This is a genomic window from Streptomyces sp. NPDC029836 (genome assembly GCF_055574495.1).
The window spans coordinates 1,072,451-1,084,269 of the sequence record NZ_JBVHZI010000001.1 but is presented as its reverse complement, the minus strand read 5'-3'; the positions used below and the strand labels follow the sequence as shown (position 1 = coordinate 1,084,269).

Annotated in this window: 12 protein-coding genes; 9 read left to right on the top strand and 3 right to left on the bottom strand. The window is 72.0% G+C overall.

The window, feature by feature from the left end; translation table 11 throughout:
* The first annotated feature begins 24 nt into the window (after positions 1 to 24).
* Positions 25 to 660 carry a DJ-1/PfpI family protein gene (locus ACZ4XJ_RS05010; protein ID WP_362875693.1) on the top strand — a complete coding sequence of 212 codons (636 nt, stop codon included), beginning with the start codon at positions 25 to 27 and terminating at the stop codon, positions 658 to 660.
* Here the strand turns inward: ACZ4XJ_RS05010 and ACZ4XJ_RS05005 are convergent.
* The gene (locus ACZ4XJ_RS05005; RefSeq protein ID WP_362875694.1) at positions 638 to 1,396 is read right to left on the bottom strand and encodes an enoyl-CoA hydratase/isomerase family protein; all 759 of its coding nucleotides are present in this window, start codon (positions 1,394 to 1,396) and stop codon (positions 638 to 640) included. The two genes, ACZ4XJ_RS05010 and ACZ4XJ_RS05005, sit on opposite strands and share 23 nt — an antisense overlap.
* Before the next feature lie 361 nt (positions 1,397 to 1,757).
* Here ACZ4XJ_RS05005 and ACZ4XJ_RS05000 point away from each other — a divergent pair, with 361 nt between their 5' ends.
* Positions 1,758 to 2,255 carry an ATP-binding protein gene (locus ACZ4XJ_RS05000; RefSeq protein WP_362875696.1) on the top strand — a complete coding sequence of 166 codons (498 nt, stop codon included), beginning with the start codon at positions 1,758 to 1,760 and terminating at the stop codon, positions 2,253 to 2,255.
* 14 nt (positions 2,256 to 2,269) lie between these two features.
* Here ACZ4XJ_RS05000 and idi read toward each other — a convergent pair whose 3' ends face one another.
* Positions 2,270 to 2,869 (bottom strand): isopentenyl-diphosphate Delta-isomerase, encoded by a 600-nt coding sequence (idi, locus tag ACZ4XJ_RS04995; RefSeq protein WP_362875697.1) that lies wholly within the window; start codon positions 2,867 to 2,869, stop codon positions 2,270 to 2,272.
* 140 nt (positions 2,870 to 3,009) lie between these two features.
* Positions 3,010 to 4,284, bottom strand: a complete 1,275-nt coding sequence (locus ACZ4XJ_RS04990) for a GNAT family N-acetyltransferase (RefSeq protein WP_468495461.1) — start codon at positions 4,282 to 4,284, stop codon at positions 3,010 to 3,012.
* A 432-nt stretch (positions 4,285 to 4,716) separates the two neighbouring features.
* Here ACZ4XJ_RS04990 and ACZ4XJ_RS04985 point away from each other — a divergent pair, with 432 nt between their 5' ends.
* The 7 genes from ACZ4XJ_RS04985 (at position 4,717) to ACZ4XJ_RS04955 (ending at position 11,743) form a co-directional block, all read left to right on the top strand.
* Positions 4,717 to 6,498 carry a DUF5941 domain-containing protein gene (locus tag ACZ4XJ_RS04985; RefSeq protein ID WP_362875836.1) on the top strand — a complete coding sequence of 594 codons (1,782 nt, stop codon included), beginning with the start codon at positions 4,717 to 4,719 and terminating at the stop codon, positions 6,496 to 6,498.
* On the top strand, positions 6,495 to 7,247 hold the full coding sequence (locus ACZ4XJ_RS04980) for a phosphocholine cytidylyltransferase family protein (protein WP_362875698.1): 753 nt from the start codon (positions 6,495 to 6,497) through the stop codon (positions 7,245 to 7,247). The genes ACZ4XJ_RS04985 and ACZ4XJ_RS04980 overlap by 4 nt, the downstream gene beginning before the upstream one ends.
* Positions 7,235 to 8,296, top strand: a complete 1,062-nt coding sequence (locus ACZ4XJ_RS04975) for an iron-containing alcohol dehydrogenase family protein (RefSeq protein ID WP_362875699.1) — start codon at positions 7,235 to 7,237, stop codon at positions 8,294 to 8,296. The genes ACZ4XJ_RS04980 and ACZ4XJ_RS04975 overlap by 13 nt, the downstream gene beginning before the upstream one ends.
* A complete protein-coding gene (locus ACZ4XJ_RS04970; RefSeq protein ID WP_383991108.1) occupies positions 8,274 to 9,053 on the top strand; it encodes a CDP-alcohol phosphatidyltransferase family protein in 780 nt (259 codons plus the stop codon). Before ACZ4XJ_RS04975 ends, ACZ4XJ_RS04970 begins: the two co-directional genes overlap by 23 nt.
* Positions 9,054 to 9,088: 35 nt before the next feature.
* Positions 9,089 to 9,943 (top strand): glycosyltransferase family 2 protein, encoded by an 855-nt coding sequence (locus ACZ4XJ_RS04965; RefSeq protein ID WP_468495460.1) that lies wholly within the window; start codon positions 9,089 to 9,091, stop codon positions 9,941 to 9,943.
* A 95-nt stretch (positions 9,944 to 10,038) separates the two neighbouring features.
* A complete protein-coding gene (locus ACZ4XJ_RS04960; RefSeq protein ID WP_468495337.1) occupies positions 10,039 to 10,968 on the top strand; it encodes an ABC transporter permease in 930 nt (309 codons plus the stop codon).
* On the top strand, positions 10,961 to 11,743 hold the full coding sequence (locus ACZ4XJ_RS04955; RefSeq protein WP_362875703.1) for an ABC transporter ATP-binding protein: 783 nt from the start codon (positions 10,961 to 10,963) through the stop codon (positions 11,741 to 11,743). The genes ACZ4XJ_RS04960 and ACZ4XJ_RS04955 overlap by 8 nt, the downstream gene beginning before the upstream one ends.
* Positions 11,744 to 11,819: the final 76 nt, after the last annotated feature.

Below are 11,819 nucleotides of genomic sequence, written 5' to 3'. Positions count from 1 at the left end.
CCCGACCACAGCTCCGGAGGAGCCATGCAGATCGCCGTACTGCTCTACGACCGGTTCACCGCCCTCGACGCCATCGGACCCTTCGAGACCCTGGGCCGGCTCGACGGCGCGGAGACCGTCTTCGTATCGGAGCGGCCCGGGCCGGTGCGGACGGACAACGGTTCGCTCGCCCTCGTCGCCGACCGGGCGCTGGGCGAGGTGACCCGGCCCGACATCGTCGTCGTGCCCGGCGGCCCGCATCCCGAGGTGGAGATGGAGAACCCCGCGGTCCTCGACTGGCTGCGCGCGGTCGACGCCGGCACGACCTGGACCACCTCGGTCTGCACCGGCTCCCTGCTGCTGGCCGCCGCCGGGCTGCTCGACGGCCGCCGGGCCGCGAGCCACTGGCTCTACCTGGAGCAGCTGGTCCCCTTCGGCGCCGAGCCCACCGGGGAGCGGGTGGTGTACGACGGCAAGTACGTCACCGCCGCCGGGGTGTCGTCCGGCATCGACATGGGCCTCGGCCTGCTGGGCCGGATCGCCGGGGACACGTACGCGCAGACCGTTCAGCTGATGTGCGAGTACGACCCCCAGCCGCCGTACGACGCCGGTTCCCCGGACAAGGCCCCGGCCGAGATCGTCGCCCGGTTGCGCGCCTCTATTCCGCCGGCGGCGGGCTGAAGACCGGCGCGCGGCGTTCCAGGAACGCGGCGACGCCCTCCGCGGCGTCGCCGCTCGCCGCGGCCCGCTCGGCCCAGTGGGCGTCCCGGTCGGTGCGGCCGTCCACGAACTCCTTGGCCGCCGCCTGGGTCAACCAGGAACGGGTGGTCAGGATCCGGGTGAACTCGGCCACCCGCTCGTCGAGTTCACCGGCGGGCAGCAGCTCGGTCAGGAACCCGGCCCGCAAGGCCTGCTCGGCGTCGATCAACTCGGCGGAGAACAGCAGGTACTTGGCCCAGGCCGGCCCGACGACCGAGGCCAGTCGCCGGGTGGAGGAAGCCGGGTAGACGATGCCGAGCCGCGCCGGGGTCACCCCGAAGGAGGCCCCCCGCTCGGCGAAGCGCAGGTCGCAGGCGGCCGCGAGTTGGCTGCCGCCGCCGACGCAGTGCCCGCGGATCGCGGCGAGGGTGGGCTTGGGGAACGCCGCGAGGGCCTCCTCCGCCGCCACGGACAGCGCCTGGGGGTCGTCGTCCCCGGTGAGGGAGGAGATGTCGGCGCCCGCGCAGAAGGTGCCCCCGGCCCCGGTCAGCACCAGTACCCGTACGGCGGGATCGGCCGCGAGCCCCGGCAGCAGCGCGGGCAGCGCACGCCACATCGCGGCGGTCATGGCGCCCCGCTTGGCGGGGTGCGAGATGACGACGGTGGCCACTCCGTCGGTGACGGTGTGGGTCAGGGTTGCGTCCCGGGCTGCGTCCATGCGCCGGATGCTATCCGGGGCCCGCCGCTCCTGTGATCAAGGGGGACTCCGACCCCGGAGCCCGTCGGCCTGTCCGACGGGCTGAGCCCGGTGGCCCTGGGTTACGGTGCCCGGCGGATCCTCGGCCCGGTCCGGGAGGACGAGGTGGCGGGCGGGTCGGACGCGACGGACGGGACGGGGGAGACCGTCCGCGAAGCGCCCGGACCGGATCAGGAACGGTCCAACAACTGACTCCGTCATACGCCAGTGGTCAGAAAGTGTCCGATTGACGCTGACTTCTGGTCAGAGGTCCGGTCCGGACCTGGCTGTTCCCCACTCTTGACGCGTGGAGACGATCGAGCGCGAAGACGGGGGCCGGAAAATGACAGACAGCGGGAACGTCCCGCCAGCCGGGGGAGGTGAGGCGCCCGCTCCGGCGGACCCCCTCGCGTACGAAGGAGTGTGGCGCTTCACCGCGCCGGCGGTAGAAGAATCCGTTCCGCAGGCCCGCCGGGCGGTCCGAGACCTGCTCGGCCGGCAGGGGGTGCCAGCCCATCAGGACCTGGTGTACTCCCTGTTGCTGATCGTCTCCGAGCTGGTGACGAACTCCGTGCGGCACGCGGCCCTGCTCTCCCCGGAGGTGGCCGTCGAGGTCGCGGTGGGTCGCGAATGGGTACGGGTGGCCGTCGAGGACAACCACCCGTACCGGCCCAAGGCGCTGGAGGCCGACTTCGGCCAGACCGGCGGCCGGGGCCTGCTCCTCGTGCGCGAGGTGACGCTGGAGGCCGGTGGGGTCTGCGACGTCGAGCACACCTCGACGGGCGGCAAGGTGATCTGGGCGGCCCTGCCCCTGACCACCCCGCGCGACCCGGCGTCCTGAGGGGCCCGCGGTTCCTACCAGCCCGCGACGTCGCCGGTCAGCTCGCGGATCGCGGGCCTCGCCGCGTCCAGCACGGTCATGAACCAGGCCGAGAACGGCACCTCGGCGTGCTGCTTGGCCAGTTCCCCGGCGGTGACGAACGCGGTGTCGCCGACCTCCTCCGGATCCGGCTTCGGCGCCGCCTGCGCGAGTCCCACGAACAGGTGGTTGTACTCCTGCTCGACCAACCCGGACGCGGGGTCCGGATGGTTGTACCGCACGGTCCCGGCCTCCGCGAGCAGCGACGGGGACAGCCCCAGCTCCTCATGGGTGCGCCGGGCCGCCGCCGCGAACGGGGACTCGCCGGGGTAGGGGTGACCGCAACACGTGTTCGACCAGACGCCGGGGGAGTGGTACTTCCCGAGGGCGCGCCGCTGGAGCAGCAGTCGGCCCTGCTCGTCGAAGAGGAACACGGAGAACGCCCGGTGCAGCAGACCGGGGGCCTGGTGGGCGGACAGCTTCTCCGCCGTGCCGATGGTGTTGCCGGCTTCGTCGACCAGTTCGAGCATGATCGCTTCCGGAGTGCCGGCGCCGGGGAACCCGCTCTGCGCGGCGGTGGCTGGTGTGGTCGGCATACCCATCCTTCGCTTCGGACTTCGGCCTTCAGTCTGCCGTACAAAAGGGGCTCATCCCCACTTCGCGGGATCCACGCATGTCCGCCCCCCATCGCGTGATAGGCGACGGGGGGCGGAGCGTCAGCGCGTCGGGCGCGGCGTCAGACGCCGAACGGCGCCGGGTAGCGGATGGTGCCCGCCGGAACCGGGACCCGGTCGTCCAGGACGAGCGCCATCATGGCCTCGTCCGGTACCTCGAAGGGCGCCCGGATGCCGAACCGCGACGCCGGCGCGAAGCCGAAGCGCGCGTAGTACTCGGGGTGTCCGAGCACCAGGACCAGCGCCTCACCCCGCTCCCGGGCCGCCGCGAGCAGGGCCCGTACGACGCTGCTCCCGGCCCCGGCGCGCTGGTGCGCCGGGGCGGTGGCGACCGGGGCGAGCGCGAGCGCCGGCGCGGCGTCGACCGTGCAGCGGGTCAGCAGGGCGTGCGCCGCCACCGACCCGTCGGGCGCCTCGGCGACGTACGAGAGCCCCGGCAGCCAGGACGCGTCGGCGCGCAGCGCGTCCACGAGGTCCGCCTCCGACGGGGTGTCGAAGGCCGCCAGGTTGACGGCGCGCACCCCGGTCGCGTCGGCCGGGGTCTCCGGCCGGGCCGGCCACCGCCCGTCGCCGCCGGCGGTCACCGGGCCCAGGACGTAGCCGGTGTACCCGTACTCGTGCCCGTGCCGCACCCGTACGTCCAGTTCCTCGCGCACGGCGGCGAGCGCGACGCCCGCCGCGGCGGTCGTGGCGTCGGGCCCGGCGGCGGGCTCCGTGTCGGGCCCCGTGTCGGCGTCCCGGACGCGTTCGCCGAGCGGGCCGTAGTACTCGGCCCAGTCGGAGTCGGGCTGCGGGTGGACGCCCAGCACCCGGTACCCGGCCGCCCGGGCGGCGGCGAGGTTGCGGGCGGGTTGGCGCAGCGGGTACCGCGGGTCCCAGAAGGCCCGCGCCCCGCCGGAGGGTTGCGCCGCGGTCCACTCGCACTCGCTCAACACGAGCGTGCCGCCGGGCGCGAGCAGTCGCTTCCACCGTGCGAGCGCCCGGTCGAAGCCGATGACGTAGGCGGAACCCTCCGCCCACACGAGGTCGAAGGAGCCGTCCTCGAAGGGGAGCGCGTCCATGTCCGCCCTGACGGCCCGTACCCGGTCGGTGAGTCCGCGGGCCGCGGCGGCGGCGCGGAGCTCGTCGAGGAACGGTTCGTGCAGGTCGACTGCGGTCACTTCGGCCAAGCCCGCGCCGCCCGCCTCGGCGGCGAGCAGCAGGGCGCTGCGGCCGGGGCCGCAGCCGATGTCGAGGACCCGCGGCCGCTCGGGCAGCGGTCCGCACAGGGAGAGCATCCGGCGCGTGGACGCGTCGGAGCCGGGGGACTGCCGGGGCAGGCCCCGGTGCAACTCCATGAAGGCCGCGAAGACGGCCTCGTCGGAGGCGTCGGGGGCGCCGGACGAAGAACTGTCGGAGGAGGAACCGGTGGTGCCGGTGGTGTCGGTGGTGTCGGTCAACGTGAACCCTTGGAAAGGGGGCTCCGGCCGACGGGGTCGATCGGTGCGATCAGACCCGGCCGGACGCCCGGAAGGAGGTGGTGAGGTCCCGGAGTTCGCCGCGCAAAGCCGCGACCACTACGACGGTCATCAACCCCACCTCTTCCCGCTCGTGTGCCGACCCGATGTTCTGAAGACGTGCTTACACAAGTCGAACACGTCTTCGTCCACCGTAACATCCGGTCGAAAACAGCGGATGAATGCCGGCTTCCATTCATCCGATAGCCTCTGCCGACGTGCCGCCACCCCTCGTGGCGGCCGTCCCGTACGCGCTGCAAGGAGTGAGTTCGTCTGCCGACCGTCATCCTCACCGGCCCGCCGGTACCCGGATCGCCGCTTGCGGACGAGCTGGTGTCGCTCGGCTTCGACGTCCGCCCGGTCACCGGTCCCGAAGACGCCGCCGCGGCCCTGGCCGACGTACCGGCCGACCAGCGCGTGGCTCTCGTCGACAGCGCCTTCGTCGGGCACGTCCACGCCCTGCGCCTCGCGCTGACCGACCCCCGCTTCGACGCCTGCGCCGTCACCGGCGCGCTCGCCGTACGGGGAGCCGCCCGCGCCGCCCTGGACGAGGCCGCCGCCCTCGCGCCCGAGGCGCTCGGCGCCGGGCCCTACCCCGACCGGCTCGCGGCCGCCGTCGAAGGCTCCGGCACGACGGTCCAGCGACCCGAACTCGGCACCCTCGTCGCCGCCGTGCCCGCCGCGGGGGCGGAACGCGAGAGCGCCGTCGCCGCCGTCGCCGCCGTGGACGACGAGGCCGTCCGGCTGCGGACCGCGGTCAAGTCCCGCGACGGGTTCTTCACCACCTTCTTCATCAGCCCCTACTCGCGCTACATCGCCCGCTGGTGCGCGCGCCGCGGCCTCACCCCGAACCAGGTCACCACGGCCTCGCTGATCACCGCGCTGATCGCGGCGGGCTGCGCCGCCACCGGTGACCGCTGGGGTTACGTCGCGGCCGGTGTGCTGCTGCTGGTCTCCTTCGTCCTGGACTGCACCGACGGACAGCTCGCCCGCTACTCGCTCCAGTACTCGACGATGGGCGCCTGGCTCGACGCGACCTTCGACCGCGCCAAGGAGTACTCCTTCTACGCGGGCCTCGCGCTCGGCGCGGCCCGCGACGGCGACGACGTCTGGGGCCTGGCCCTCGGCGCGATGATCCTCATGACCTGCCGGCACGTCGTCGACTTCTCCTTCAACGAGGCGAACCACGACGCGACCGCCAACACGAGTCCGACGGCGGCGCTGTCCGGCCGGCTCGACAGCGTGGGCTGGACGGTCTGGGCCCGCCGCATGATCATCCTGCCGATCGGCGAGCGCTGGGCCATGATCGCGGTCCTGACCGCCGTCACCACGCCCCGGATCGTCTTCTACGCCCTGCTCATCGGCTGCGCTTTCGGCGCCCTCTACACCACCGCCGGCCGGGTCCTGCGCTCCCTGACCCGCAAGGCGCGGCGCACCGACCGCGCCGCCCAGGCGCTGCGCGACCTCACCGACACCGGCCCGCTCGCCGAACTCGTCGCCAGGATCGTCTCCCACCCGGGGCGCACCCTGAGCCTGCCCTTCGCGGTGCTCGGGGCGGCGCTGGTGATCGGCGCCGTCTGCTGGGCCCCCTTCGGCGCCATGACGGTCGTCTACGCCGCCCTGATGTACGCGGTGCTCAGCGGCGGGGCCGTCGCCCGGCCGCTCAAGGGCGCGCTGGACTGGCTGTTGCCGCCGCTCTTCCGGGCCGCCGAATACACCACGGTCCTCGTCCTCGCCTGGAAGGCGGACGTGCCGGGAGCCCTTCCCGCCGCATTCGGACTGGTCGCGGCGGTCGCCTACCATCACTACGACACGGTCTACCGCATCCGTGGTGGCTCGGGCGCGCCCCCGCACTGGCTGGTGCGGGTGACCGGCGGCCACGAGGGCCGGGTCCTGCTGACCGCGGTCCTGGCCGCCGTCCTCGCCCGTGACGCGTTCCCCGTCGCGCTCACGGCCCTGGCCGTGTTCGTGGCACTGGTGGTGCTCGTGGAGAGCATCCGCTTCTGGGTCTCCTCCGGAGCACCCGCCGTACATGACGAAGGAGAACCAGCATGATCGGCCTTGTACTCGCTGCCGGTGCCGGACGCCGCCTGCGTCCCTACACCGACACCCTGCCCAAGGCCCTCGTGCCCGTCGGCCCCGAGGGCCAGGAGGAGAGCCTCACGGTCCTCGACCTGACCCTGGGCAACTTCGCGGAGGTCGGCCTCACCGAGGTCGCGATCGTCGTCGGCTACCGCAAGGAGGCCGTGTACGAGCGCCGCGAGGCCCTGGAGGCCAAGTACGGCGTCAAGATCACGCTGATCGACAACGACAAGGCCGAGGAGTGGAACAACGCCTACTCCCTGTGGTGCGCGCGTGACGTCATCAAGCAGGGCGTGATCCTCGCCAACGGCGACACCGTCCACCCCGTGTCCGTCGAGAAGACCCTGCTCGCCGCCCGCGGCGAGGGCCGGAAGATCATCCTCGCGCTGGACACGGTCAAGAGCCTGGCCGACGAGGAGATGAAGGTCGTCACGGCCGAGGGCCAGGGCGTGCGGAAGATCACGAAGCTGATGGACCCGGCCGAAGCGACGGGCGAGTACATCGGTGTCACCCTCATCGAGCCCGAGGCCGCCGAGCAGCTCGCCGAGGCCCTCAAGACCACCTTCGAGCGCGACCCCGACCTCTACTACGAGGACGGCTACCAGCAGCTCGTGAACGACGGCTTCACCATCGACGTCGCTCCCATCGGCGACGTCAAGTGGGTCGAGATCGACAACCACGACGACCTCGCCAAGGGCCGGACGATCGCATGCCAGTACTGACGCGGCTGATCCCCTCGCCCGTTGTCGTCGACATCAGCCGAGGGGCGATGGACGACCTGGCCGGCCTGCTCGCCGACCAGCGCATCTCCGCGTCCGGCAAGCTCGCCATCGCGATCAGCGGGGGCTCGGGTCAGGCGCTGCGCGCCAAGCTGGAGCCCGTCCTGCCGCACGCCGACTGGTACCCGGTCGTCGACGGCACCATCGACTCCGCGGTCAAACTGGCCGACGACATAAAGGGTCGCCGCTACGACGCCGTCGTGGGCCTGGGCGGCGGCAAGATCATCGACGTGGCGAAGTACGCCGCGGCGCGGGTCGGCCTGCCCATGGTGGCCGTCGCCACCAACCTGTCGCACGACGGGATCTGCTCCCCGGTGTCCATCCTGGACAACGACAACGGGCGCGGCTCCTACGGGGTGCCCACCCCGATCGCGATGGTCATCGACCTCGACGTGATCAAGGACGCCCCGGTGCGGTTCATCCGCGCGGGCATCGGCGACGCGATCTCCAACATCTCGGCCATCGCCGACTGGGAACTCTCGCACGCGATCACCGGCGAGGCCGTCGACGGCCTCGCCGCCGCCATGGCCCGCACCGCAGGCGAGTCCGTGCTCCGCCACCCCGGCGGCTGCGGGGACGACGAGTTCCTCACCGTGCTCTCCGAGGCCCTCGTGCTGTCCGGCATCGCCATGTCGATCAGCGGTGACAGCAGGCCCTCGTCCGGCGCCTGCCACGAGATCAGCCACGCCTTCGACCTGCTCTACCCGGGCCGCTCCGCGCTGCACGGCGAGCAGGTCGGCATCGGCGCCGCCTTCGCCATGCACCTGCGGGGGGCCGCCGAGAAGGCCGGACTCTTCGTCGAGGTGCTGCGCGGTCACGGACTGCCCGTGCTGCCCGAGGAGATCGGGTTCAGCGTCGAGGAGTTCGTCGCGGCCGTCGAGTACGCCCCCCAGACCCGTCCGGGGCGCTTCACCATCCTGGAACACCTCAACCTGTCCGCCGCCGAGATCAGGGACGCTTACGCCGACTATGCCAAGACCATCCGTAGCTGAACTCCGGCCCGTCGTTCACCCGGCGGGCGTGAAGGACCGGCGCAGCGGGGAGCACTGGGGCGGCCGCCTGTACATGCGCGAGATCTCCCTGCGCATCACCCGCCTGCTGGTCACCACCAAGGTCACGCCCAACCAACTGACCTACGTGATGACCCTGGCCGGCGTGCTCGCCGCCCCGGCCCTGCTGGTGCCGGGCGTGTGGGGCGCCGTCCTCGGCGTGGTCATGGTCCAGCTGTACCTGCTGCTCGACTGCGTCGACGGCGAGGTCGCCCGCTGGAAGAAGCAGTTCTCGCTGTCCGGGGTCTACCTCGACCGCGTCGGCGCCTACCTGTGCGACGCGGCGGTCCTGGTCGGCTTCGGCCTGCGCGCCTCCGACCTGTGGGGAACCGGCCGCATCGACTGGCTGTGGGCCTTCCTGGGCACCCTCGCGGCGCTCGGCGCGATCCTGATCAAGGCCGAGACCGACCTGGTCGGCGTCGCCCGCCACCAGGTGGGCAAGCCGCCCGTGCAGGAGGCCGCCTCCGAGCCGCGCTCCTCCGGGATGGCCCTGGCCCGCCGGGCCGCGGCCGCGTTGAAGTTCCACCGCCTCGTCCTGGGCATCGAGGCCTCGCTGCTCATCCTGCTGCTGGCCGTGGCCGACCAGGTCCGTGGCGACCTGTTCTTCTCCCGGCTCGGCGTCGCCGTCCTCGCCGGCATCGCCCTGCTGCAGACCGTGCTGCACCTGGTCTCCGTCCTCGCGTCGAGCAGGCTCCGGTGAGCGCCCCGCCGCGCGTCGGCGCGGTCGTCATCACCATGGGCAACCGCCCCGACGACCTCAAGGCCCTGATCGACTCGGTCGCCCGGCAGGACGGGGACCCGGTCGAGGTCGTCGTCGTCGGCCAGGGCGTGCCGCTGACCCCGGAGACGGGCGTCCCCGAGGGCGTGCGCACCGTGGAACTGCCCGAGAACCGGGGCATCCCCGGTGGCCGCAACGCGGGCATCGAGGCCTTCGGCCCCGGCGGCCGCGACGTGGACGTCCTGCTCTTCCTGGACGACGACGGCCTGCTGGAGCGCACCGACACCGCCGAGCTGTGCCGGCAGGCCTTCACCGAGGACCCGGCGCTCGGCATCGTCAGCTTCCGCATCGCCGACCCCGACACCGGCGCTACCCAGCGCCGGCACGTGCCCCGGCTGCGCGCCTCGGACCCGATGCGCTCCTCCCGCGTGACCACCTTCCTGGGCGGCGCGAACGCCGTCCGCACGAAGGTGTTCGAGCAGGTCGGGACGTTGCCGGGCGAGTTCTTCTACGCCCACGAGGAAACCGACCTGGCCTGGCGCGCCCTCGACGCCGGGTGGTCGATCGACTACCGGGCGGACATGGTGCTGCTGCACCCGACCACCGCCCCCTCCCGGCACGCGGTCTACCACCGTATGGTGGCCCGTAACCGGGTGTGGCTCGCCCGTCGGAACCTGCCCGCTCCGCTGGTGCCGCTCTACCTGGGCGTCTGGCTCGCGCTGACCCTCGTGCGCAAGCCGTCGGGGCCGGCCCTCAAGGCCTGGTTCGGCGGCTTCAAGGAGGGCTGGACCACCCCGTGCGGTCCCAGACGTCCGATGAGGTGGCGTACCGTGTGGCGGCTGACCCGGCTCGGCCGGCCTCCTGTCATCTGACAAGCCCGTGTCTGCGACGATGGCCCCGGTCACGGGTCCGGCGTTGCGGCCCGATGCCCCTTCTGCCGCATCTTGAAGACGGAAAGTTTCGACTTGTGAGTGACACAACCCACGACGGCGCCATCGCCACGAGCAGGCCGGTGTCCGAAGACGCGGGACTGAGCCCCGAGGAGCTCGCCAGGAAGTACGGCCTGTCCGTGAGCGGGGCCCGCCCCGCTCTGGGCCCGTACGTCCGCCAGCTCTGGGGGCGGCGCCACTTCATCCTGGCGTTCTCCCGGGCCAGGCTGGTCGCCCAGTACAGCCAGGCGAAGCTCGGCCAGGTCTGGCAGGTGGCGACCCCCCTGCTGAACGCGGCCGTCTACTGGCTGATCTTCGGCCTGATCCTCGGCGCGGGCAAGGAGATGCCCGACGGCGTCTACGTCCCGTTCCTGATGATGGGCATCTTCGTCTTCACCTTCACGCAGAGCTCGGTGATGGCGGGCGTGCGGGCGATCTCCGGCAACCTCGGCCTGGTGCGCGCGCTGCACTTCCCGCGCGCCGCCCTGCCGGTGTCCTTCTCGTTGCAGCAGCTCCAGCAGTTGCTGTACTCGATGGTGGTCGTCTTCGTGATCGCCGTGAGCTTCGGCAACTACCCGCGGCTGTCCTGGCTGCTGGTGGTCCCGACGCTGGCGCTGCAGTTCGTCTTCAACACCGGCCTCGCCATGATCTTCGCGCGGATGGGTTCCAAGACCCCCGACCTCGCGCAGCTGATGCCGTTCGTGATGCGTACCTGGATGTACGCCTCCGGCGTGATGTTCCCGATCGGCATCTACCTCAAGGACCAGCCGCAGTGGATCAGCGACGTGCTGCTGTGGAACCCGGTGGCGATCTACATGGACCTCATCCGGTTCGCGCTGATCGACGACTACGGCGCGAGCAACCTGCCCCCGCACGTATGGCTCTTCGCCGTGGGCTGGGCCGTGGTGATCGGCGTCGGCGGCTTCGTGTACTTCTGGAAGGCTGAGGAGCGTTACGGCCGTGGCTGACAAGACCGACGGACACGTCCCCACCGTGATCGCGAACGACGTCCACATCGTCTACCGCGTCAACACCGGCGGCGCCGGCAAGGGTGCGGCCACCGCCGCGCTCAGCAAGATCATGCGACGCTCCAAGGGCGACGCGCCCGGCGTGCGCCGGGTGCACGCGGTGCGCGGCGTCTCCTTCACCGCCTACCGGGGCGAGGCCATCGGCCTGATCGGCTCGAACGGCTCCGGCAAGTCCACCCTGCTGCGCGCCATCGCCGGCCTCCTGCCGTGCGAGTCCGGCAAGGTGTACACCGACGGCCAGCCGTCCCTGCTCGGCGTCAACGCCGCCCTGATGAACGACCTGACGGGCGAGCGCAACGTCGTCCTCGGCGGACTCGCGATGGGCATGACCCGCGAGCAGATCAGGGAGCGCTACGAGGACATCGTCGACTTCTCGGGGATCAACGAGAAGGGGGACTTCATCTCCCTTCCGATGCGCACCTACTCCTCGGGAATGGCGGCGCGCCTGCGCTTCTCGATCGCGGCCGCCAAGGACCACGACGTCCTGATGATCGACGAGGCGCTCGCCACCGGTGACCGCAAGTTCCAGGTCCGTTCCGAGGCGCGCATCCGCGAACTGCGGGAGAAGGCCGGCACGGTCTTCCTCGTGAGCCACAACAACAAGTCCATCCGCGACACCTGCAGCCGGGTGCTGTGGTTGGAGAAGGGCGAACTCCTGATGGACGGGCCCACCGAGGAAGTCGTCTCGGCGTACGAAAAGGCATCCGGCCACTGACCTACGGGATCCTCGCGAGTACTGGCCCCTGCCGCGTCCGCGGCGGGGGCCTCGCCGTGCCGCGGCGGACGAGCGG

What these genes read in the sequence shown, in the direction of transcription:
- ACZ4XJ_RS05010 (WP_362875693.1), top strand. Translation starts at nt 25, where the DNA reads ATGCAGATCGCCGTACTGCTCTACGACCGGTTCACCGCCCTCGACGCC.
- ACZ4XJ_RS05005 (WP_362875694.1), bottom strand. Translation starts at nt 1,396, where the DNA reads ATGGACGCAGCCCGGGACGCAACCCTGACCCACACCGTCACCGACGGA.
- ACZ4XJ_RS05000 (WP_362875696.1), top strand. Translation starts at nt 1,758, where the DNA reads ATGACAGACAGCGGGAACGTCCCGCCAGCCGGGGGAGGTGAGGCGCCC.
- idi (WP_362875697.1), bottom strand. Translation starts at nt 2,869, where the DNA reads ATGCCGACCACACCAGCCACCGCCGCGCAGAGCGGGTTCCCCGGCGCC.
- ACZ4XJ_RS04990 (WP_468495461.1), bottom strand. Translation starts at nt 4,284, where the DNA reads ATGGAGTTGCACCGGGGCCTGCCCCGGCAGTCCCCCGGCTCCGACGCG.
- ACZ4XJ_RS04980 (WP_362875698.1), top strand. Translation starts at nt 6,495, where the DNA reads ATGATCGGCCTTGTACTCGCTGCCGGTGCCGGACGCCGCCTGCGTCCC.
- ACZ4XJ_RS04975 (WP_362875699.1), top strand. Translation starts at nt 7,235, where the DNA reads ATGCCAGTACTGACGCGGCTGATCCCCTCGCCCGTTGTCGTCGACATC.
- ACZ4XJ_RS04970 (WP_383991108.1), top strand. Translation starts at nt 8,274, where the DNA reads ATGCCAAGACCATCCGTAGCTGAACTCCGGCCCGTCGTTCACCCGGCG.
- ACZ4XJ_RS04965 (WP_468495460.1), top strand. Translation starts at nt 9,089, where the DNA reads ATGGGCAACCGCCCCGACGACCTCAAGGCCCTGATCGACTCGGTCGCC.